19 protein-coding genes are annotated in these 21,942 nt (G+C 49.7%); 11 read left to right on the forward strand and 8 right to left on the reverse strand.

What is annotated here, in order from left to right:
* Window positions 1–295 precede the first annotated feature (295 nt).
* From dmpG to JHL22_RS05630, 7 genes are read right to left on the reverse strand one after another with little or no spacing between them, the layout of a single operon-like run.
* The gene (gene dmpG / locus JHL22_RS05600; RefSeq protein ID WP_200234801.1) at window positions 296–1,315 is read right to left on the reverse strand and encodes a 4-hydroxy-2-oxovalerate aldolase; all 1,020 of its coding nucleotides are present in this window, start codon (window positions 1,313–1,315) and stop codon (window positions 296–298) included.
* Window positions 1,316–1,344: 29 nt separating this feature from the next.
* Window positions 1,345–2,298 (reverse strand): acetaldehyde dehydrogenase (acetylating), encoded by a 954-nt coding sequence (locus JHL22_RS05605; protein WP_200234803.1) that lies wholly within the window; start codon window positions 2,296–2,298, stop codon window positions 1,345–1,347.
* A gap of 36 nt (window positions 2,299–2,334) precedes the next feature.
* Entirely contained in the window at window positions 2,335–3,312 is a 978-nt protein-coding gene (locus JHL22_RS05610) for a Bug family tripartite tricarboxylate transporter substrate binding protein (RefSeq protein ID WP_234041129.1), read from the reverse strand.
* A 41-nt stretch (window positions 3,313–3,353) separates the two neighbouring features.
* Window positions 3,354–4,145 carry a 2-keto-4-pentenoate hydratase gene (gene mhpD / locus JHL22_RS05615; RefSeq protein WP_200234805.1) on the reverse strand — a complete coding sequence of 264 codons (792 nt, stop codon included), beginning with the start codon at window positions 4,143–4,145 and terminating at the stop codon, window positions 3,354–3,356.
* A 21-nt stretch (window positions 4,146–4,166) separates the two neighbouring features.
* Window positions 4,167–5,129 (reverse strand): 3-carboxyethylcatechol 2,3-dioxygenase, encoded by a 963-nt coding sequence (locus JHL22_RS05620; RefSeq protein ID WP_200234807.1) that lies wholly within the window; start codon window positions 5,127–5,129, stop codon window positions 4,167–4,169.
* 18 nt (window positions 5,130–5,147) lie between these two features.
* A complete protein-coding gene (gene mhpA, locus JHL22_RS05625; protein ID WP_200234810.1) occupies window positions 5,148–6,962 on the reverse strand; it encodes a bifunctional 3-(3-hydroxy-phenyl)propionate/3-hydroxycinnamic acid hydroxylase MhpA in 1,815 nt (604 codons plus the stop codon).
* Between the two features lie 41 nt (window positions 6,963–7,003).
* Window positions 7,004–7,915, reverse strand: coding sequence for an alpha/beta fold hydrolase (locus JHL22_RS05630; RefSeq protein WP_234041130.1), 912 nt, complete (start codon window positions 7,913–7,915; stop codon window positions 7,004–7,006).
* A 123-nt stretch (window positions 7,916–8,038) separates the two neighbouring features.
* Between JHL22_RS05630 and JHL22_RS05635 the strand changes: the two genes are divergently transcribed.
* Entirely contained in the window at window positions 8,039–8,866 is an 828-nt protein-coding gene (locus JHL22_RS05635) for a DNA-binding transcriptional regulator (protein WP_200234812.1), read from the forward strand.
* 107 nt (window positions 8,867–8,973) lie between these two features.
* On the opposite strand, the gene JHL22_RS05640 is transcribed toward JHL22_RS05635, so the two are convergent.
* A complete protein-coding gene (locus JHL22_RS05640; RefSeq protein ID WP_200234814.1) occupies window positions 8,974–9,516 on the reverse strand; it encodes a MarR family winged helix-turn-helix transcriptional regulator in 543 nt (180 codons plus the stop codon).
* Between the two features lie 262 nt (window positions 9,517–9,778).
* On the opposite strand from JHL22_RS05640, the gene JHL22_RS05645 reads away from it, so the two are divergent.
* The 10 genes from JHL22_RS05645 to JHL22_RS05690 all read left to right on the forward strand — a co-directional run bounded on the left by JHL22_RS05645 (window position 9,779) and on the right by JHL22_RS05690 (window position 21,833).
* Window positions 9,779–10,672 carry a transporter substrate-binding domain-containing protein gene (locus JHL22_RS05645; protein WP_200234816.1) on the forward strand — a complete coding sequence of 298 codons (894 nt, stop codon included), beginning with the start codon at window positions 9,779–9,781 and terminating at the stop codon, window positions 10,670–10,672.
* A gap of 13 nt (window positions 10,673–10,685) precedes the next feature.
* Complete coding sequence (locus JHL22_RS05650) at window positions 10,686–11,621, forward strand: amino acid ABC transporter permease (protein ID WP_200234818.1); 936 nt, start codon at window positions 10,686–10,688, stop codon at window positions 11,619–11,621.
* A gap of 13 nt (window positions 11,622–11,634) precedes the next feature.
* Window positions 11,635–12,423 (forward strand): amino acid ABC transporter ATP-binding protein, encoded by a 789-nt coding sequence (locus JHL22_RS05655; protein ID WP_234041131.1) that lies wholly within the window; start codon window positions 11,635–11,637, stop codon window positions 12,421–12,423.
* A 53-nt stretch (window positions 12,424–12,476) separates the two neighbouring features.
* Window positions 12,477–13,847 carry an acyclic terpene utilization AtuA family protein gene (locus tag JHL22_RS05660; RefSeq protein ID WP_200234820.1) on the forward strand — a complete coding sequence of 457 codons (1,371 nt, stop codon included), beginning with the start codon at window positions 12,477–12,479 and terminating at the stop codon, window positions 13,845–13,847.
* A 2-nt stretch (window positions 13,848–13,849) separates the two neighbouring features.
* On the forward strand, window positions 13,850–15,238 hold the full coding sequence (locus JHL22_RS05665) for a DUF4387 family protein (protein WP_200234822.1): 1,389 nt from the start codon (window positions 13,850–13,852) through the stop codon (window positions 15,236–15,238).
* Window positions 15,235–16,644 carry an MmgE/PrpD family protein gene (locus JHL22_RS05670; protein ID WP_200234824.1) on the forward strand — a complete coding sequence of 470 codons (1,410 nt, stop codon included), beginning with the start codon at window positions 15,235–15,237 and terminating at the stop codon, window positions 16,642–16,644. The genes JHL22_RS05665 and JHL22_RS05670 overlap by 4 nt, the downstream gene beginning before the upstream one ends.
* 22 nt (window positions 16,645–16,666) lie before the next feature.
* Entirely contained in the window at window positions 16,667–17,413 is a 747-nt protein-coding gene (locus tag JHL22_RS05675) for a class II aldolase/adducin family protein (RefSeq protein WP_169294672.1), read from the forward strand.
* An 8-nt stretch (window positions 17,414–17,421) separates the two neighbouring features.
* Window positions 17,422–18,426: a 2-dehydropantoate 2-reductase gene (locus JHL22_RS05680; RefSeq protein WP_200234826.1), complete on the forward strand. Its 1,005-nt coding sequence runs from the start codon at window positions 17,422–17,424 to the stop codon at window positions 18,424–18,426.
* Between the two features lie 80 nt (window positions 18,427–18,506).
* Complete coding sequence (locus JHL22_RS05685) at window positions 18,507–19,748, forward strand: porin (protein ID WP_200234828.1); 1,242 nt, start codon at window positions 18,507–18,509, stop codon at window positions 19,746–19,748.
* A 195-nt stretch (window positions 19,749–19,943) separates the two neighbouring features.
* Entirely contained in the window at window positions 19,944–21,833 is a 1,890-nt protein-coding gene (locus JHL22_RS05690) for a BCCT family transporter (protein ID WP_200234830.1), read from the forward strand.
* Window positions 21,834–21,942 lie beyond the last annotated feature (109 nt).

Below are 21,942 nucleotides of genomic sequence, written 5' to 3' on the forward strand. Positions count from 1 at the left end.
ATGATATGTTTTTTTATTCAAACTCTTCACACCCTGTATACATTCTCACGCAGAGCACCACTACCATGCTCCGCACGGGAGCAATCCTAACAAACACCCCTAATCAAGTAAGCTGTTTGTGCCATCGTATCGGGAGTATTTAATGCGAGTACAAGAAAATGTAGATCGTTTTATGATTTCCTCCATCAAAGATGATAATGGCAGAAATCTCTGGTTTTGGCTTGTGCCTTTTTAGGGTAAGTTTACGTGGCTACTCATTCTCACGCAGGAGCGTGAGAATGAGATGGAAAAAAATTTACTTTTCGGCCGCCAGCAAATCCAGCGCAACATCAACAATCATATCTTCCTGCCCCCCCACCATTCTACGGCGGCCCAGTTCAACCAAAATATCAACCGTTTTTAACCCATAGCGTTGTGCCGCAGCTTCTGCATGCCGTAAAAAGCTGGAGTAGACCCCCGCATAACCCAAGGCCAGTGTTTCCCGATCAACACGCACCGGGCGGTCCTGCAAAGGACGAACCAAATCATCTGCCGCGTCCATCAGCTTGTATAAATCACAGCCATGATTCCATCCCAGGCGATCGGCAGCGGCAATAAAAACTTCCAGTGGTGCATTTCCCGCACCCGCGCCCATGCCGGCTAAACTGGCATCCACCCGGTCACACCCTTCTTCAACTGCAACAATACTATTGGCAACACCCAAACTAAGATTATGATGGGCATGAATACCCGTTTCAGTGTTTGGATCCAACGTATCCTTAAAGGCCCGAAACCTGTCCCTGACCCCATCCATACTCAAAGCGCCACCTGAATCCACAACGTAAATACAAGTGGCACCGTACGATTCCATCAATTTGGCTTGTTTAGCCAGTTCCCCGGGGCTTGTTAGATGACTCATCATTAAAAAGCCAACGGCATTCATGCCAAGTTCACGGGCATAGGCAATATGCTGCCTTGAAATATCAGCTTCGGTACAATGTGTCGCTACGCGCACCACCCGCGCACCGGCATCATAGGCAGCACGCAAATCATGTATGGTCCCTATACCGGGCAAAAGCAAAGTGGCAATTTTTGCATGCTTGGCCGTTTCGGCTGCAGCCGCAATCCATTCAAGATCGGTATGTGCGCCAAAACCATAGTTAAATGACGATCCTTGCAAACCGTCACCATGTGCAACCTCAATAGAATCTACCCTGGCATCATCAAGCGCCTTAACAATTTGCCTAACCTGCCCTATCGAATATTGGTGACGGATAGCATGATTGCCGTCACGCAAAGTCACGTCAGAAATATAAAGCTTTTTATTATCTTTCATTACTCAGTGTTCCTTTTAAGCGCGTGCAGTCAAATACTGACTTCTGATTGATTAATAATCCGTGCGGCCATCTTTTCGGCAGTTATTAAGGCTGCACTGGTCATAATGTCAAGATTTCCCGCGTAGGCAGGAAGGTAATGGGCCGCCCCCTCAACCTCCAGGAAAATAGACGTTTTTAAGCCACTCACACGACCAACAGCAGGTATATTTAACGGATGTTTTTCAGAAATACGTTCAAACTGTACCTTCTGTTTTAAACGATAGCCAGGTACATATTGCTGTACGTCGCCAACCATTTGAGCTATTGATTCCTCTATGGCGTCCTCATCGCCCGACTCGCTCAAACAATAAACGGTGTCTCTCATGATAAGCGGTGGCTCAGCCGGATTTAAAACAATAATGGCCTTTCCTTGCTGAGCCCCGCCTACCGCCTTAATCGCGGTAGAAGTGGTTTCGGTAAACTCATCAATATTGGCCCGTGTGCCCGGACCGGCGCTTTTACTTGAAATACTGGCAACAATTTCAGCATACATGACAGGAACAATACGAGAGACGGCTGCAACCATCGGAATCGTCGCCTGTCCACCACACGTCACCATATTCACATTCAGTGCATCAAGATGTGCCTGGCCGTTAACCACCGGTACACAATAGGGTCCGATGGCAGCCGGTGTCAAATCAATCATTCTTAATTCCGGCCGCAATTCGCGTAAGAATTTGTCGTTTTTAAGGTGTGCACCGGCACTGGTCGCGTCAAAAACAATATCAATACTGTCAAACACCGGCAGACGGGACAGCCCCTCCACGCCTTCATGGGTTGTAGCCACGCCTAAACGGCCTGCACGGGCAAGACCATCCGATGCGCTGTCAATACCCACCATGGCCCCCATTTCTATATATTTGCCATGACGCAAAATTTTAATCATCAAATCAGTACCAATATTACCCGAACCGATAATAGCGGCTTTCAGCTTTTTACTCATCGTGCTTCTCCTTATGCTGCTCATCCATGAAATACATTATTCAACTCTTGCCCCACTGGCCTTAACCAGTGGAATCCATTGTGTATTTTCACGTTCAAGATATTGACCAAATTGTTTTGATGTCATTGGAATCGGCTCCAACCCCTGCTCTGTAAAACGCTGGCTCACCTTTGACGATTCCATTGCTTTTACAATTTCCTGATTCAAACGCTCAACAATAGGCTCAGGCGTTCCTTTTTTTACAACAATACCAAACCATACTCCAGCATCTACACCATCAACACCCAATTCAGCCAATGTAGGCACGTCGGGTAATAATGCAGAACGCTTATCTGATGCAATCGCCAATGGCTTTAGCTTTCCTCCGTTTATAAGCGGTGATGTCGTAATAATAGGATCAAACATCATTGCCACACGACCACTCATCACATCCTGCAAAGCAGGAGAAGATCCACGATAGGGAACGTGCACTAATTTTGCACCGGTTTTTTCTATAAACAATCCACCCAGCAAATGGCCAATTGAACCTATGCCCTGTGAAGCATAGTCAATCCCTTGGACATTATTTTTTGAATGGGCGATTAACTCATTGACAGAGTTAATCGGACTGTCCTGTGGAACCACCAAAACCAAAGGCGACTTGACCAACGTTGTTACCGGCTGAAAATCAGCAATCGGATCAAATGAAAAATCCTTATAAAGCGTTGGATTAATAGCAAACATTTCTGTTGCAGCTACAAAAATCATATGACCATCAGCTTTGCCGCTTTTGACCCTATGCGCTGCTATTTGCCCTCCTCCTCCTGGCCTGTTTTCAACAATAACGGGCTGTTGCAGGCTTTCCTGCATTTCCTGTGCAATTAAACGGGCAACCACATCGGTCACACCACCCGCTGGAAATGGAAGGACCATGGTAATAGGCTGATCAGGATAAGTTTGTGCTATTGAGGGCGTGGCAACTGCCATACAAGCAGTAAATAGTGCGCCAAGCAAAGCGGTTTTTTTTAAAAACATAGTTGTCTCCGTATTATTTATAAATAAAACTTAAAGTATTTTTATTTTTCAGAAAAAAAGGCGCACACTGTACCCACACCGCTAATTCTTGCTTCATAACGCTGCCCGGGCTCAACTGCAACCATGGGGCCCAATGCGCCGGTTAAAATCAGATCGCCCGCACGCAACGGCTCTCCTAATGACACTAATTTACGGGCCAGCCATACCGCTGCATTGAGCGGATGCCCCAGACAATCCGAACCCTGCCCTACCGATACAGATACCCCATCCAGAAACATCTCCATTTTTACCGTTCCAAGATCCAGGCCTATTAAAGAAACCGGTACGGCACCAATCACCACCAAGCCGCTGGAAGCATTGTCAGCAACCGTATCCACATAAGAAATATCCCAGTTTTTGATTCGACTCCCCACCACTTCAATGGCAGGCAGTACATAATCAACCGCCCCCAGCACATCAATCAGTGTCGCGTCTGCTGCCGTCAGGTCATGCTTAAGAACCAGGGCAATTTCCGCTTCAACTTTTGGCTGCATCGTCCTTTCATAGGCAATGGGCTCATTGCTGCCAAATACCATATCGGCAAACAAAGTACCAAAATCAGGCTGATTCACGCCAAGCTGACGCTGTACGGCAAGCGAGGTCAAGCCTATTTTTCTACCCACCACACGGCGTCCCTGCGCTCGTCCTGCCGCCACATTGATTTTCTGAATTTCGTAAGCATCGTCCTCATTTCCCGGCGTGAGCAAGTTCCTGACAGGACTCACCGCCACCCCTGTTTTTTCAGCGTTAAGCAGACAGTCCGCAATATTTTTTAATACTTTCAAATCAGTCATTTAATATCCTTCGTATTTGATTTATGCTGCGACACTTTCAACAGATCTCAAAGACTGTGCCTGCATAGTGGCAAAACCGGCAATCCACTCGGGAATAGGACGGTAATAATCAAGAGATGCTTTATAAGGGCCATGGGCATTTAAAGCGGCAAAGGCAGCGACCCACGAGCGAATTTCATGGGCAGACTTGCCTCCCTGTTCGGTAATTGAGTCATTGCTCATGTCATCAATGGCCATCCAGTCTCCACGGGCAAGAATATCTAAAAAACTCCTGTCCCACTCAGGGTTAAGAGACCGCAGGCTGCTGTCACCAGACGTAAACTGTCTGGCGGCGGAAATCGTGCGCTCCTGTCGCGCGGCACGGGCCTGGGGGGTGGGATTGCGTCCGGCTATCAGGCGCTCGGCAACCTCGGCGCAAGCATTGGCGATTTCAGGAACCGGGGGCTCATGAGAAATCCCGCCCGAACCGACAAGCAGCACGCGTTTATTCAAACCGGAAAGGAAACGGCCAATCGCATCCCCCAATAAGCGCGAACGCCGACAACTGGCCATCGGAGGAGCCACAGAGTTAATGAATACGGGTATCACCGGGTAATTGTCCAAACCACCCAAAAGGACCTCAAGTGCCTGGGCAAACCCATGATCAACCTGCATGCGGTATGACAACGCAACATCAATATCCGCCGCAAGTACCGCCTCGCTCATTGCCAGCGCAATGTCCCTGGGGACATCAAGCGGCCCCGCCATACTTTTATAATCGCCAATGGATGTTGCATCAAGACCAATACAAAACTGCGGCATGACATCATAGAAAAAACCATTGTAATGATCAGGCGCAAACACAACGACCAATTCGGGATCAAAAGCCTGTACCCTTTTTTTCATGGCAGCCTGCAATGCTTCCACCTCGGCCAGAATCTCGGGCGCAGGATCATGATAGCCCTGCAAAGGGGTGTGAGATAAACACTCCAAAATAATTGTCATATAAACTCCTGCCGCAATCTATGCTGCATTACTCTTGATATTGTTAATTTCCTGCGCCGAACAAACGGTTTCGGTCAAGGCCAATTTTTTACCTAAAGTCAAAATAGATGCGGATACCTCCTGTGGTGAACACATGCCGGCAATAAAACGGTCAGGGCGTAACAATAAAACCGAATCAGGCATATTTCCAAACCAATCCTTTATTTTTCCTGTTGAGTCACCCACCGCAATAAGGTCTTCAGGCACATCATCAGAAAAAGCCAGTTGAGACTCCGGTTTTACAATCACAAAACAGGCGCCCATTTTTTGCCATACTGCCCGAGCCTGATCAGTCAAACCGAAGGTTGGGTCTGTACCCCAGGAAACAATGGCAAAGCGGTTTCCGATAACCTCGTCAAACCGGACAAGCTGACCGTCTTGAGTACGGACAAAAGGCTGGATAAACATGCGTCCCACCGGGGAGTTACCCAAAGGATCCCGGCCATGCACCAAACGACCCAGTACGGAATCACGTTTCTCGCTCATCAAGCCCAGCATTCTTCCAAGTGCGGAATTACCCCGTCGTTCAAGCCAGCGGGCCAATTTACCGTGGGGTTTGGGCTCAGGCAGCAACACCACGCCTGACTCATAACGGGGCATCGGTTTAAAACGCATTTCAACCACATAGCGTTTAACGGGCGGAATAGCATTTAGCAAACGCGTCAGCCCATCACGCAAATTGGCACCAAACTTACTTGGGGGAGCAAAAATATCTCCCGCTACTTCAGAAAGATGAATCATTGAGCGTGCATGGTTACGACGCTCTGTGCCATAGGTATCCAGTAGTGATTCAGCAGCGGTGCCTTTAATAACCATCGCCAACTTCCAGCCCAAATTACTGGCATCACGAATACCGCTGTTATAACCCTGCCCCTGCCAGACTGGCATGATATGGGCGGCATCACCCGCCAACAAAATACGGTTCACCCTGAAATGGACAGCAAGACGGGCATTATGCGTATAAATACGTTTACGGATGTAATCCACGTTATCTGGATCAGTCACTACTTTCCTGACCAGTTCGGCCAGTTTTTCCGGGTTATCAAATGATTCTTCAGTTTCTCCCGGCATCACCATAAATTCAAAACGGCGCACGCCATGCGGCAAAGCAGCAGAAACATAGGGCCGTTCTGGATCACAATATAAATAAATATTTGGCGTACCAACCGGATCATTACGAACATCAAGAACAATCCATTGATTTGCCTTTGTTCTTCCCTCAAAAGGTATGTTCAAGGTGCGGCGGACAAAACTATTACCGCCATCGGCTCCTACCATGTAAGAAGCCCTAACCGCCCTTTTTACGCCATCATTACTTTCCAGGCTAAGCGTAACGCCTTGTTCGTCCTGGATAAAACTGGAAACCGTCTGCTCAAACATGACCTTAACATTAGGAAAACGGCTTAACCCCTGATGCAAAATACGATCTGCCAAAGGCTGGTGAAAAGCATTTCGGCGTGACCAGCCAAACTCTTCGGTACGGGGCTCAATAGAAGCAAAACAGCGCCCCCGCGGCGTTATAAAACGCATCCAGTGAAAAGGGGTAATATGCGGCATAAGATCATCTGCCAATCCCACCGACTGGAACACTCGCAACGCTTCATCATCCAGACCGATAGCGCGTGGATAATCAATAATCGTATCGAGCTTTTCGATAAGGATGACGCTTACGCCCTGAGCGCCTAAAATATTGGCAATCATCAATCCTACGGGGCCTGCACCAATAATAGCAACGTCAGCCGATAATTGTTCAGGGCGAACGGAATCCCCTGCCACCTCAATGACATTAGTCATATCTCCTCCAGACTTTTTTATATTTACTTTTTTTGTTTAAATTAGACTGTAGATGCCTCGGGAACTTCTTTACCTAAAAGAAAATTCACATGAATACGGTTAAAAGTTTGCGCATCTTCAAACTGGGGCCAATGCCCACACCCGTCCATCACCGTAAACAAAGCACCTGGAATCATAGAGGCCATACGACGCCCTTCCGATACATCTGCAGTCGGATCGTCTGATGTCCACAGCACCAATGCGGGTGCTTTGATACGGCCATAATCTTCTGCCCGTAAGATATTGCGCTGGCGGATCTCCATTTCCTGAAGCGCCATATTGCCACGCTGGGCCTCAATCATGCCGGGCTGTGCGTAAATGGCCTGACGGGTGGCCACAAGATCATCGTTCACTTTGCTTTTATCGGCCATTAACCATTCAAGCCGGGCTTTGATAAACTCCCATGACGGTTCTTCAACCGCACGCATCGATAAAGACTTCAGGCGTTCCATCACCACCGGATCAGCCTGCGAACCACCCGCCGTATTTAACACCAGGCGCTCCACCCGTTCAGGATAATCAATGGCCAAACGCGCAGCGACCCAACCACCCAGCGACTCACCGGTAAAGGACGCTTTTTCAATACCCAGCTTATCCATTACTTTCAGGACATGATCAACATATTGGGAAATCTCACGGGCACCCGCCGGTTTATCGGTCCAGCCATGGCCAATCATATCGATGGCCCATACATTAAAGTGTTCAGCATGCGCCTTCAAGTTACGCACATAGGCCTCGGCATGCCCACCCACACCATGCAACATGATGAGAGCGGGTTTATCCTCTTGTCCCGCATGCAAAAAACGGGTAGAAATACCGTTTGCATCCAACCAGCCCTGCGTAAATGAAACACCACACAAATCAGCCCAAACACTTTGAAACCCGTCGGGTGATATATTATTGGCCATTGTCATCACTTGCTCCTTATTTGTTTTAAATTTGATATGAATCAAGTCTAAGGGAATAGGCACTTTACAGAAAAAAAATATCCAATATGTGCAAGGAGTGCACGCACGTATTTATTAGAAGACTTAACAATGACTGACAAAACAACAAACTATGCCCATGTACGCGGACTTTCGCGCGGACTTGCCATCCTGAAGGCATTGAACCAAATGCAAAGTGGCCACGCCTCATCGCAACAGCTTAGCCAAATGGTCGGGCTGCATCGCACAACGGTAAGACGTTTACTGGAAACCCTGATGACCGAGGGACTGGTCAGGCGCAGCGACTCGGATGACACTTACCGTTTAACGATAAAAGTACGTGAATTAAGTGAAGGCTTCACTGATGATGAATGGATTTCCTCTATGGCCGCACCGCTAATGGGCGAACTGATGCAGCGCATCGTATGGCCGTCAGACTTAACCACTTCGGACGGCAGTGAAATGATTATTCGCGAAACCACGCACCGTTACAGCCCTTTATCGTTTCATCGGGCAATGGTGGGCAGACGCCTTCCCATGCTGCTGACTTCGGCCGGACGGGCATATTTTGCCAATATTAATGATTCAGAACAAGAAAATATTTTAAGCTTATTACGTTCGGGAAGTGCCGGAGAAGCACAGGCAGCCCTTGCAAATGATACTGTTTATATAAAAAATTTAATAAGAAGTGTAAGAGATGCCGGTTTTGCGTGGAATCGAAGTGATTGGTCCGATCAACAAAAAATTAGTGCTATTGCAGTTCCCATTATTCATAGAGCACGTGTGCTGGGCTGTTTAAATGTCGTTTACCTGACAAAAGCCATGAGTAAAAAAGAAGCAGAAGTAAAGTTTATCCTGCCACTTCAGGACATTTCCTTAAAAATCGAATCCATGTTGGAAGAACAGCAATTATTAATTGAATCTAAAAATAATAGTTAAGCAAAAACAAGATGATTGCCGTGATAATGGAACCTGTAAATAAAACGGTGTGAGCCTTCTATCATTACACCCATTCAGAGGGTTAGTGTATCCAATCGCCTCCCTTCTCACTCGCCCTCTGTGAATTCTTCAGCTCGTTTTACGAGCTTGTCAACCATCGTCGCCAGTTGTTGCAGTTCTTCTTCGGTGAATGGCTCAAGCAGAAAGGCCGCCTGTTGCTCGGAATGAGGCGCAATTTCACGAAAAGTCTGTTGCCCGGAATCAGTTAACCAAAGCAGGGATCGCCGATGATTGTCGGGATCACGCTCGTCACGCACACGACCTGCATTACGCAGACCTGTCACGGCACGACTAATATTCATGGGATGCAGACCCGTTAGTGCAGCGATATCTTGCGATGCAATACCTGGACGATTGGCCAGTACAACGATGGTGCGCCATTCGTTAAGCGTCAGGGCATGCTGTTTGGCAAAATTGCCGAAAAACGGCCGGGTCAGCAGGTTGGTGAGTTTAAGCAAACGAAAACCCACCATTTCGGGCGTTAATGAAGGACGCCTGATTGTGGTGGTATGCGCCTTGGAAACAGCGTTATCCTCGTCTCGAGGCCTGGTTTGTGACGAAACGCGCGCCAGTTTAGTGGATTGACTCATAATATTTTTTATAGAAATTGGGAGATTGTTGTTTGTATACCAGACATAGTAATCACCCTTAATCAAAATCTGTAATATTTACATTTTACATATTACCCGATCGCGACAAAAAAGCTGACACCTCTCACTGAAAAAATACGCTTTTTTGCACATCTAGGGATTTTACTTATATCAATAACAAAAGATATCGATAATAATTGTTATTGATAATAATTTAAATGATATATATCAAACAATCCGTTGTTTATCCAGGAGACAAACCATGCTTCGTTCCTTCATGAAAAAGCGCTTGCTAAGACAAGTGGTACTGGCAACATCCAGCTTGCTAACCGCAGGCTATGCACTGACTGCCCATGCAAACTCATCAGCCCCTTTATACAAGGAACTGCCTGAAGCCGTCAAAAAAGCCGGCAAAATACACGTAGCTGGCGACCAGTTACCCCCCTACCGCATTACCGCTGAAGATGGCCGCACGCTGAAAGGCCTTGAAGTGGAACTGATGCAGGCACTGCAAAAACAGCTGGGCGTACCCTTTGAAACCACCGTTGTTGCCAATGGACCCGCTATTTTCACAGGTGTTGACACCGGCCGCTACGATATTTCCTTCGGTCCAGCGCTCGCGACAGCAGAACGCGAAAAACGCTATGACGTTATCCCCTGGCTCCTGAGCAAGCCCGCTTTCATTCTACCCACTCAACACGGATTGAAAACAGAAAAAATCCTGGATCTCTGTGGTCGTCGTATTTCTGTCATGTCTGGGTCTGCCGCCATTCGTGAAGTAGAAATCATGGATAGCATGTGCGAAAAAGCAGGTCTTAAAAAAACGCAACAAATCGTCATGCCAGACCAGAACTCCACCCTGCTTGCTGCCCAGTCCGGCCGTGCCGACGCCTTTTCAATGCAGTATGCCGCAGCGCTCCACTTGCTTAAAACCCGTCCAGGCGAATATACGGCACAAACAGACGAAACCAATACAATGACCACACTGCGACTGGGTATGATACTTAAAAACAACTCTCCGCTGTCACCCGTGATGGTCACTGCCATGCAAAATCTGGTCGATAACGGTGAATACCAGAAAATTCTTGATAACTGGGGTCTGGCTCCGGCGAACATTGACCTCATCCAGTTAAACCCGAACTCAAATAAACGATGAGCCAGGCATAATCATGACTAACCTATCCATAACTTCTAGCGCAGTATCCGCTGTGCCTTCTACACCCCCCACACCGAAAAATTGCGTGGATGATGTTTCCAAAGCCATTTACCCTGCCAGTCTGTCACGGCGGCTGGGCACCATCGCCTTAGTCCTCATTGCCGCCTGGTTAGTCTGGTTTTTAATCAGTAACCCGCGCTTCGAATGGCCCGTCGTTTGGAACTATCTGTTTGCGCCTGCCATTCTGGAAGGGTTGGGCGTCACGCTGGCATTAACAGTGATCAGTATGGTGGGAGGCGTGCTGGTGGGAACCATTGCCGCCTTACTGCTCATGAGCGATTACGGGCCTGGCAGACGCGCCGCCAACGTTTATCTTTGGGCTTTTCGCGCCACACCACTCATGATCCAATTACTGTTCTGGTACAACCTGGCCTATCTGCTACCTATCGTTTCAATCGGCCTGCCCTTTGGTGAACCTTGGGTCGAATGGCGCACCATTGACTTGATCAACCCTTTCACCGCAGCCGTCCTGGGCCTAAGTCTGGCGGAAGGTGCCTATATGGCGGAAATCATGCGCGCCGGTCTGTTATCTGTGGATCAACGTCAGCACGATGCCGCCAAGGCCATCGGCATGACACCAGCCCAGTCATTTTTTCGCATCATCGTGCCCCAGGCCATGCGCTTCATCATTCCACCTACCGGCAACCAGGTTATCAGCATGGCCAAGGCCACCGCATTGGTATCCGTCATTGCCATGAACGACTTACTCTTCGCCGTACAGACCATTTACAACCGTACCTACGAAATCGTGCCGCTGCTCATGGTTGCCGTCTTCTGGTATCTGGTCGTAATTTCCTGCCTGTACCTCATCCAGTCCCGCCTGGAAAAGCATTACTCCAAGGGACACCAACGAACGGCAGTCATCACTGCCGAAACAACCACCGCCTGAGGAAACATTGAAAATGACTGAATCGTCTTCACAAAGCCCAAAACGCAAAGTGCTCAGGGCCGAAAACGTCACGAAACACTATGGCCGTTATGTCGCCCTTGATAATGTCAGCCTTGATGTTCACGAAGGCGAAGTCGTGGCCATCATCGGACCATCCGGTTCCGGAAAATCCACCTTAATCCGATGCATGCATCAGCTTGAGTCTCTTGAAGGCGGAGCTATTTACCTGGACGATGAGCTATTGGGCTTTCGTCGTCATAAAAACCAGTTGCTGGCGCTCAATGCAAAGGCGGTAGCGCGACAGCGTCGTGAGCTGGGCATGGTATTTCAGCAATTCGTACTGTTTCCGCACATGACCGTTGCAGAGAACATCATGGAAGGCCCAACACGGGTACTGGGCGACAGTGTTGCCGATGCCCGGAAACTGGCTGAACACCTGCTTGAACGGGTGGGGTTATCCCACAGGATTGATGCTTACCCACCCCAGTTATCGGGCGGTCAGCAACAGCGGGTTGCGATTGCCCGGGCACTGGCCATGCGCCCCAAAGTATTGCTATTTGACGAGCCCACCAGCGCCCTTGACCCTGAACTGGTTGGTGAGGTTCTGAAAGTGGTAACCGACCTGGCTAAAGCCGGGAAAACAATGGTGGTAGTTACCCATGAAATCGGCTTTGCCCGCGAAGCGGCCGACCGGGTGATTTTCATGGAAAACGGTCGTGTCGTTGAACAAGGCGATGCGCGCAGCACCCTGGCCGACCCTAAAACAGACAGATTGCGCACGTTCCTTTCACGGGTAATGTGAGCACTTTTTTTTATTTTCTCATTAACAAAAGATATTGAATGGATACCTAATTCATGACGAAAAAAATTAAATATCTATCCCCGACCGGTGTACTTGGCGTGGGATTTTCCGAAGACCACTTCATGGCGGCACTCAGTCCAGATCTGGCTTTCATTGGATGTGATGCCGGCTCAACAGACGGTGGCCCAGCCAATCTGGGGGGTAACAAACCCTTCTTCTCACATGGCGCTGTCAAACGCGATTTGCGCATTCTGATCAAAGGCGCCCGCCAAGTGGATATCCCACTCATGATTGGCTCCTGCGGAGGCAGCGGAGGGGACTGGAACCTTAACTGGGTTTGGGAGATCGTGCAGGAAATTGCACGCGAGGAGAACCTGAATTTCAAAACCGCCATCATTGAGTCTGAACCTGATCGCGAACTACTCCTGCAAAAATACCGGGAAGGAAAATTCCGTGCACTGGATCCAGCGCCGGAAATTGACGAAGACACCCTGCGCGACACGGATCATATCGTGGCGATGATGGGCGCTGAAGCCTATCAGGAGGCACTCGCTAATGGCGCCCAAGTGATCCTGGCCGGCCGCTCGACAGATGCCGCTATTTTTGCAGCCATTCCCGTCGCCCAAGGTTTCCCACCCGGTCTGTGCTGGCACGCAGCCAAAATCATGGAGTGTGGGGGGGCAGCTGTAATCAGCATGGAAAAACCCGAAGGCATGATTTGCACGATCACCGATGATTATTTTGAGCTTGAGCCGGTCAGCCCTACCCAAAGCTGCTCTCCACTAAGCGTTGCCGCGCACGCCCTATACGAAACCGGCGATCCCTACATGATGCGCGAACCCGGCGGCGTGATGGACCTGACTCATGCCCGTTACGAGTCCTCAAGCGAACGCACCGTCAGGGTTTCAGGCAGTGCTTTTCATCCTGAGCCGTATACCGTGAAACTGGAAGGCGCAAAAAAAACCGGTTATCGCGCCATGGTATTAGGTGGCGTACGCGACCCGATGATCCTGGGTCAATTCGACAGTTGGTTTGGTGGTTTGCAAGACTCCATCCGCAACAACATTGATGCGGTTTATGGCGAATCGATGGCGGGCAAATACCGCATTGATTTCAAACTATACGGCCACAGCGGTGTACTTGGCTCACGTGAACCCACCCTGGGCCAGACACCCACCGAGGTCGGCGTGTTGATGGTTAGCCAAGCCGAGACCCAGGAAGTTGCTTATGCCATCGCGGGTCAAGCGGCTCACATGGTACTGCACCACACGGTCCCCGAATGGCAAGGCCTGGTTTCCAATCTGGCCTTTCCGATCGCCCCACATTTCTGGAATTTAGACCCAGCCTACCAATTCGTACTCAATCATGTGGTGGAACTTGACCACCCGCTTGAACTACACCGTATCCGCTACGAGGAGATCTGATCATGGCCCTATTACGCGACTTTGCCAAACTTATACGCACCAAAAACGCTGGCCCCTTCCTGCTGACCGTTGACATTATGTTTCCCGATGTCGAAACCTACCGTCATGTCGCCAATAGCGGCGTGCTTTCCGTTGAACTGATGGCCCGCACCTTTAAGGTGCCTGCTGAAGTCGTCAAGCTGTTTCACTACGACCCCGCCAACGCCATCAAAATCACCATTCCTCGCCCAGTAACCTCGGGTTCCCCCGAAGACACCGACCTGTTCGGCGGCCAACAATTTGCGCCGCTTGTTGATGTCGTCGTTCCTGACATGCCTGCCACCTTATCCAATCATTCCGGAGCTGAAAAAATGAGCAAACCCATCCTGCGTGAACTTGTCACTGATGCCACGGCCTGGAAAGGCCCAGACCTGCAAAATGATACATCCTGGATCTATCACCTGGACGCCGCCGATATTGAAGACCTGGAGTACGCCTGCGAACACGTAAAACGTGAAGAGCTGCGCTGGGGCGAATTCACCAAAGAACAATTCCCCCTGCCCCGCTTATCTGCCAAACTGGCTGACATTGACAAGCAGATCCGCCATGGTCGTGGCTTCGTGGTCATTCGCGGCTTGCCCTTGAATAAATACGATAATGAACAGACCCGAACCCTTTATTGGGGTTTGGGCGCCCATCTTGGCCAGATCATTTCACACAACGTGAAAGGTGACACAATGGCACCAGTCACTGATTTGGCTCTGAAAAACGACGACCCTAACCGACGCAACAACACCACCAATCAAATTCTGGATCCACACACGGATCTGGCTGATGTGGTGATGTTGCTGTGCATTGAAAAAGCAAAGGAAGGCGGTATTAGCAGCCTGTCCAGTTCAGTGGCCATTCATAACGAAATCCTCAAGCATCATCCCGAATATCTGGAAGTGCTTTACGACGGTTTCTACCATGACTATCGTGGCTATGGCCCCAGCGGTGACCCTAATGAAGTTACTGAAACACGCATCCCTGTCTTTGAATACAACAACGGTCGCGTCAATTGTGCCTTTGCCAAGAAAATCATTGAAACGGGTGCCCAAAAACACGGTATTCCCCTGACAGCGCTGCAACAAGCCGCTATTGACTATGTGCATGAACTGGCAATACGCGAAGACATGCGGATTGACATGCAACTAGAACCCGGTGATATTCAAATCATCAACAACTACATGACCTTGCACGCCCGCACAAACTACATTGACTATGATGATGGGCGCAAACGCTACCTGTTGCGTATGTGGGTCAACCTGCCTGACAGTATGCAATTGTCGCCGGATTTTGCGAAATTCGTGCGTCGCGGCATTCCTGCACAAGAAAAAACCACCGAAACATCAGTTGGAGCCGTCGTATGAATAAGCCTGAAACCACGCTGAACCTGCCTGCCGTAACCGATACGCTCGCGACCTTCGCAGCTAACCTGACGTTTCATGACCTGCCCACCGAGGTAGTCGAACGCACCAAAATACTGGTGCTGGACCTGAGCGGGATCATTATCCGTTCGCAAGATTTTGACTCTACGCTTAGTATGAAGAAAGCCCTTCATTGCCTTGAGGGTGATCGGGGTTCTATATACGTCATGGGCAGCAATGGGCACTGGTCTCCCCAGGCAGCGGCCCACCTGGCCGGCGCAACTGCTCACAGCATGGACTTTGATGATACCCATGCACGTGCTCAGCTACACCCGGGAGCGCCCGTGATCGCGGCCGCTTTCGCTGCGGCACAAATGGCCGGCTGCTCCACGCAAAAATTGCTAACCGGCATTGTAGCCGGTTACGAGGTAATGATCCGGGTAGCTCTGGGTGCCGTTTCGCAGGCTCACGCCGAACGCGGTTTTCATCCTTCTGCCACCGTTGGCGTGTTCGGCGCGGCAGCAGCCTGCGGCAACATTCTGGGGCTTGATGCCAGCCAAATGGCCCATGCCTTCGGTACCGCACTAAGCCAGTCTGCGGGCACCGGACAGTTTGCCGTTAATGGGGCATGGACCAAGCGCTTTCATGTGGGCTATGCCGCTGCCGGCGGCCTGACAAGTGCCGTCTTCGCCAGCCAGGGTTACACCGGTGCCACACAAGCCTTTGAAGGCCGTGAAGGTTTCTTCAATGTCTACTCGCCCCGTCCGGAACCCGCACTGGCGGTACAGGATTTGGGCCAGAAATGGGAAATTATGGCGTCCGGTATCAAGCCCTACCCTTGCTGCCGTGGCATTCATGCGCCGCTGGATGCCTTGGCCGCCCTGCAGCAGCAACACGCTTTCACGGCAGCCGATGTGGCCAGCGTGCGAGTGGGCATGGCACGTCGCAGCGTGTTTGTAGTTGGCGAGCCTCAGGAACGCCGCCGAAAACCCCGAAACGTGGTGGACTGCCAGTTTTCAACCCACCTTTGCATGGCGATTGCCCTTAAGCACCGCCGCATGGGTTGGGATGACTATGAACCGGCGTTGGCTGATCCAGAAATTTTCAAACTCATGGAGCGTATTGAAGTATTTGAAGATGCCGAATGTGAGGCCAACTTCCCCATCGCATTTTCTGCTGTAGTTGAGATTAAGCTGAACTCGGGAGAAACACTGCGGTATTTCCAATATGCACCGCGTGGCGAACCCGATGATATGCCTACGCAGGAAGCCGTACAGCAAAAATTCATGAGTCTGGCAGACCCAATACTTGGCACACCAACAACGCAAGCGCTTTACCAAAAATTGATGTTGCTAGACACTAACCAGCCGGTAAGCAAACTCTTTGAGCATTGCACTCATATCGCCTGACTTACCAAGGAGCGGATTCACAATGACCAAGGCTGCACAAGCACAAACCGAACAAGCGCTTCGTGTCCAACTCGCTGCCTGCTACCGCATTTTCGACATGCTGGGCTGGACCGAAATGATCTATAACCACATTACGCTGCGGATACCGGGGCCAGAACAGCATTTCCTGATCAATCCGTTTGGCCTGTATTTCAACGAGGTCACTGCCTCAAATCTGGTTAAGATTGATATCAACGGGAATATCCTGCAGGATAGCGAATACCCCATCAATCCGGCAGGCTTCACCCTGCATTCGGCCATCCACAAGCAAATACCGGATGCGCATTGCATCATGCATACCCACACAACGGCAGGCTGTGCGGTTGCCTGTGCCGATAGCGGTTTGTCGCCTGACAACTTTTACTCAGCACAGCTGTATGATCGTGTGGCCTACCATGATTTTGAGGGCATCACGCTGCATGCCGAAGAAGCCCCCCGCCTGGGTCAGTCTATCGGCAATAAACCGGCTGTTATTCTGCGCAACCATGGCTTGCTCAGTTGGGGCATCACCCTACCCATGGCCTTCGCCACACTCTGGACTTTGCAGCGTGCCTGTGAAATTCAGGTCATGGGTGCGGCCCTTGGGCCGACCCGGATCATTTCCAGGCAGATTCAGCAAAAATGCAGTGCTGAAGCCCTGCAATTCGATCCGCGCCATGGCGCAGGCGATGACATTTTTACAGCACTGATACGCCAGATTGACCGGCGCGATCCTTCTTACAAAAATTAAAGGCAGCTATGAAAGTATGTATTTATGGTCTGGGTGCCATCGGGGGCCTTCTGGCCGCCCGACTGGCGGCACGCGGTGAAGTACAGCTTAGTGCCATCGCACGGGGAGCAACCCTGCAGGCACTACGCGATCACGGTCTGAGTTTTATTGAAGGACCGCCCGATCAAGCCCAACAACAACGCTACGATCTGCACGCCAGCGACAATCCCGCCGATCTTGGCGTGCAGGATGTTGTCATTCTTTCCGTCAAGACCACAGCCCTGCCAGATGTGGCCGCCCGCATCGCCCCGCTGCTGGGTCCTGACACCACCCTACTGTCTGCCATGAATGGGATCCCATGGTGGTTTTTTCACGGCTTACCCGGCACCCCTGAACACCTTCAACTGAAAAGTCTGGACCCTGATGGCACACTGGCTGCGGCGCTCCCGTCTTCACAGGTGGTGGGTACCGTTACCCATTTGTCGGCAGCCAATATGGGCCCCGGCGTCGTAAGACATGTGGCTGGCAACCGGATCATTATTGGTGAGCCTGGTGGTGGAACTGCCACCGCCCGCAGCCAAACCATCATGCACATGTTGCAATCGGCAGGTTTTGACACCGAACCCTCGCAACAGATACAGGCAGATATCTGGTACAAGCTTTGGGGCAACATGACGGTCAACCCCATTTCAGCTATCACCGGTGCAACGGGCGATCGTATTCTGGACGATGATTATGTACGTCACTTTATGTCACGCTGCATGCTAGAGGCTGCTGAAGTAGGCGCGCGAATTGGCCTTCACATTAACCAGGACCCCGAGGATCGCCACCAAGTCACCCAACAACTAGGCGCTTTTCGCACATCCATGTTGCAGGACGTTCAGGCCGGCAAAAGCATCGAACTGGATGCCCTGGTAGGCGCCATGCTTGATATCGCCCATCAAGTGAATGTTCCGGTTTCCAACATTGAAACCCTGATGGGCCTTAGCCGTCTGCACGCCCGCACGCTGGAGCTTTATCCGCTTGATTCTTAAGCGCTTTGTCTATCGTTGTTTTTCCGATTAACACACTAATTAATATTAAATTAAAAACAATATTTCTGGAGACGTTTTAAATGAAAAAGACTTTGCTTGCTACTGCAGTTGTAGCCGGTTTTACCGGTGCAGCCCAAGCTAACAGCTCTGTAACCATTTATGGTTTAGTTGATGCTGGTATTGCATATGATAAAACCAAAGTGACGCAAGGCGATAACCGGATCGAAAACCGTATTTTTGGCATGCAAAAATTCACAGGCGCCCGCAATGGCAGCCGCTGGGGCTTCAAAGGCAGTGAAGACCTGGGTAATGGATCCAAGGCCATTTTCCAGCTGGAAAGCGGGTTTGACCCTGGTACTGGCAAATCGCTTCAGGGTAACCGCCTGTTTGGCCGCCAGGCTTATTTTGGTTTAAGTAATGACAATTGGGGTGCGCTAACACTGGGTCGCCAATACTCAATCGCCTCTCAAAAAATCGCACCAAAAGGTCCATTTAATGCCGGCTACTTTCAGGCAGGCCAACTTTTTGGTGCATTTGGCAGCTCTATTTATGGCCGTATGAATAATTCGGTTAAATACATGAGTCCAGATTTTTCCGGTTTCCAATTCGGTATTGCACACGCTGGTAATCACAATAAAAGTGAATTTGAATGGAACGGAATCGATAAGATCGAAACAAAACAGGCCTCCAACTGGATCAGTACTGGCGGCAGCTACGATAATGGCCCCCTGGCAATCGGTGTTTCTTATGACCGTTACCGTACCAATACCAGAACTGCCCCCGACATCAGCAAAGGAATTTCTGCCAAGACTCATAAAGGCACGGTCCATACTTGGAACCTGTTTGGCACCTATGACTTTGATATTGTGAAACTGGATTTGGGTTATGGCCAAGTGCGTGGTGCCATTGGCAACAAGGACAGGGCAAACGTTGAGATGGAAGCAAGCAGTATTGGCTTGAACAATCTTTTCACCCCATTTACGCAAGGCATGCGTTCTGATGGCTTGCTGTATTCACAAACCAACGGTTACCGCCAACAGGCATGGACCGTTGGTTTAACCATACCGGCAGGGGAAACGGGTAAAGTCCTGGCATCGTACCAAGGCAGCCATACCAAAAACAATGATCGCGAATTCGATGGTGTGAAAGGCAACCTGCATATCTTCAGCCTTGGTTATGAATATAGGCTGTCAAAACGCTCCCTAATATTTGCGGTCGCCTCTATTGGTACGGGTCGACTGAAGTTTAATGACAGTCAAGCTCATCCGAAAGCCAGGCTAAGTACGTCTTTAGTGGGTGTAGGTTTACAGACCCGGTTCTGATGTAAAAGGAGACGCCCGGCGTGGGGCGTACTCCTAAAAGAATTCTCGCTCCCATGCTCCTGGGGGGAGTGCGAGTTTTATTCAAGGGAGCAGGCATTCCCACGTTTGCCACAATCACTCAATAAGTAAATCCTGACCCCGACTCACTATTCTGCTACACTTTTTCCCATGTTTAACCATAAACAAGGCCAAACCATGAAGCCTTTTAAGCAAACGAGCATTAACCCCCCTGTTTTTTTCTCGGCTGCCGCTCTTATTCTACTTCTGATTGGCCTTGCTGCTTTTGCACCTGACTTTACCCAACAGCTATTTAGCAATACCCAGACCTGGATTCTCAGTCATGTAAGTTGGTTTTATATTCTAACTGTCGCCATCATTTTACTTAGCACCTTCTTTTTAGCGATCAGTCGATATGGCGATATTAAACTGGGGCCAGATCACTCTACACCCGACTACAAGAACTTCACTTGGTTTGCCATGCTTTTTTCTACCGGCATGGGCATTGGTCTTATGTTCTTTGGGGTAGCCGAACCGGTCATGCATTTTCTCAGCCCTCCTACCGGAGAAGGAGGAACTGTCTTCGCGGCACGTAACGCCATGAGCATTACCTTTTTTCACTGGGGGCTACATGCCTGGGCTATTTATGCCATTGTGGGTTTGGTTCTTGCATTTTTCTGCTACAGACACGGCCTGCCGCTAAGACTAAGCTCTGCGCTTTATCCTATTATTGGAGACCGCATTTATGGCCGCACCGGTCAGGCAGTTGACACCTTTGCCGTTCTTGGTACCGTCTTTGGCGTGGCCACCTCGCTGGGCTTTGGGGTAGCGCAAATAAATAGTGGCCTGAACTATTTATTTAATCTGCCCATTACCTTCCAGATACAAATTGTCCTGATTATTATTGCCTGTGGTTTAGCAACCATATCGGTAGCCAGTGGCCTGGACCGGGGCATTAAGATTCTTTCAGAAATCAACCTGGGGCTTGCCTTTTTATTACTTTTGTTTGTACTCATTCTAGGCCCTACTGTCTTCCTGCTCCAAACTTTTGTAGAAAACACGGGGGCCTATTTATCAAATATAGTAACGGCAACCTTTACCCTTTATGCTTATGAACCCAATGACTGGATTGGTGGCTGGACCCTCTTTTACTGGGGTTGGTGGATAGCCTGGTCACCTTTTGTCGGTTTATTCATTGCCCGTATTTCACGAGGCCGCACTATCCGTCAATTTGTACTGGGCGTGTTGTTAGTGCCATCGGGCTTTACTTTATTTTGGATGACCGTTTTCGGTGATACCGCCATCTATTATATTTTAGTTGAAGGCATGAGCAACTTTGGCCTGACCGTTCAGAACGACGTAGCACAGGCCCTGTTTGTTTTCCTGGAAAAACTGCCTTTAACCAGCCTCACTTCCATTCTGGCGCTATGTATGGTTGTTGTGTTTTTTGTTACCTCTGCAGACTCTGGCGCTTTGGTTATTGATTTGCTGGCCTCTAAAGAAAACATGCCCTCTCCGGTATGGCAACGTATATTCTGGTCTGCCTTAACTGGCGTGGTTGCCATTGCCTTGCTCTTGGCCGATGGCTTGCAAGCACTGCAAACGGCAACTATTGCTAGCGCCTTGCCTTTCTCTATTATTTTATTAGCCGCTATTTTTGGTTTATTTAAAGCCCTTAAAACAGAGGCCACCAAACGGCAAATTCGTTACCAAACAATGACAAGCACACCGCCTTTGGCCCAAGGACAAGACTGGCAACAACGTTTACGTAACTTAGTCACTTTACCCGAACAAAACCAAGTTGTCCGTTTCATGAGTCTTACCGTGGCGCCGGCAATGAAAGCAATTAGTGCAGAATTGCAAAGCCTGGGTTTTGATGCGGAAGTCATAAAAAAACAATTTCCTGACAGCGATGCCAAAGGTTGGGCGCTAACCGTTGCGCATCACGGCGAATACCAGGATTTCAGCTACCAGGTTTATCCTGTCGCTGAAAATCGTCCTACACTGAATCCGGTAGACACCGAACGCCCAGATAAGGAAATATACTACCGGGCCGAGGTGCATTTAACCCCCCCTGTGTCAGACTAGTTGGAACCTCTACCGATGTTAGAATTTAACTCATCCTAAGATGGGGGCAAAGAAAAGGTTCCTATGAAATACTCACCCGAACGCCGCGAAGCGATACTGGCCAAATTAA

It is taken from the genome of Advenella mandrilli, from assembly GCF_016595155.1.
Taxonomy (GTDB): domain Bacteria; phylum Pseudomonadota; class Gammaproteobacteria; order Burkholderiales; family Burkholderiaceae_B; genus Advenella; species Advenella mandrilli.

What these genes read in the sequence shown, in the direction of transcription:
- dmpG (WP_200234801.1), bottom strand. Translation starts at nt 1,315, where the DNA reads ATGAAAGATAATAAAAAGCTTTATATTTCTGACGTGACTTTGCGTGAC.
- JHL22_RS05605 (WP_200234803.1), bottom strand. Translation starts at nt 2,298, where the DNA reads ATGAGTAAAAAGCTGAAAGCCGCTATTATCGGTTCGGGTAATATTGGT.
- JHL22_RS05610 (WP_234041129.1), bottom strand. Translation starts at nt 3,312, where the DNA reads ATGTTTTTAAAAAAAACCGCTTTGCTTGGCGCACTATTTACTGCTTGT.
- mhpD (WP_200234805.1), bottom strand. Translation starts at nt 4,145, where the DNA reads ATGACTGATTTGAAAGTATTAAAAAATATTGCGGACTGTCTGCTTAAC.
- JHL22_RS05620 (WP_200234807.1), bottom strand. Translation starts at nt 5,129, where the DNA reads ATGACAATTATTTTGGAGTGTTTATCTCACACCCCTTTGCAGGGCTAT.
- mhpA (WP_200234810.1), bottom strand. Translation starts at nt 6,962, where the DNA reads ATGACTAATGTCATTGAGGTGGCAGGGGATTCCGTTCGCCCTGAACAA.
- JHL22_RS05630 (WP_234041130.1), bottom strand. Translation starts at nt 7,915, where the DNA reads ATGACAATGGCCAATAATATATCACCCGACGGGTTTCAAAGTGTTTGG.
- JHL22_RS05635 (WP_200234812.1), top strand. Translation starts at nt 8,039, where the DNA reads ATGACTGACAAAACAACAAACTATGCCCATGTACGCGGACTTTCGCGC.
- JHL22_RS05640 (WP_200234814.1), bottom strand. Translation starts at nt 9,516, where the DNA reads ATGAGTCAATCCACTAAACTGGCGCGCGTTTCGTCACAAACCAGGCCT.
- JHL22_RS05645 (WP_200234816.1), top strand. Translation starts at nt 9,779, where the DNA reads ATGCTTCGTTCCTTCATGAAAAAGCGCTTGCTAAGACAAGTGGTACTG.
- JHL22_RS05650 (WP_200234818.1), top strand. Translation starts at nt 10,686, where the DNA reads ATGACTAACCTATCCATAACTTCTAGCGCAGTATCCGCTGTGCCTTCT.
- JHL22_RS05655 (WP_234041131.1), top strand. Translation starts at nt 11,635, where the DNA reads ATGACTGAATCGTCTTCACAAAGCCCAAAACGCAAAGTGCTCAGGGCC.
- JHL22_RS05660 (WP_200234820.1), top strand. Translation starts at nt 12,477, where the DNA reads ATGACGAAAAAAATTAAATATCTATCCCCGACCGGTGTACTTGGCGTG.
- JHL22_RS05665 (WP_200234822.1), top strand. Translation starts at nt 13,850, where the DNA reads ATGGCCCTATTACGCGACTTTGCCAAACTTATACGCACCAAAAACGCT.
- JHL22_RS05670 (WP_200234824.1), top strand. Translation starts at nt 15,235, where the DNA reads ATGAATAAGCCTGAAACCACGCTGAACCTGCCTGCCGTAACCGATACG.
- JHL22_RS05675 (WP_169294672.1), top strand. Translation starts at nt 16,667, where the DNA reads ATGACCAAGGCTGCACAAGCACAAACCGAACAAGCGCTTCGTGTCCAA.
- JHL22_RS05680 (WP_200234826.1), top strand. Translation starts at nt 17,422, where the DNA reads ATGAAAGTATGTATTTATGGTCTGGGTGCCATCGGGGGCCTTCTGGCC.
- JHL22_RS05685 (WP_200234828.1), top strand. Translation starts at nt 18,507, where the DNA reads ATGAAAAAGACTTTGCTTGCTACTGCAGTTGTAGCCGGTTTTACCGGT.
- JHL22_RS05690 (WP_200234830.1), top strand. Translation starts at nt 19,944, where the DNA reads ATGAAGCCTTTTAAGCAAACGAGCATTAACCCCCCTGTTTTTTTCTCG.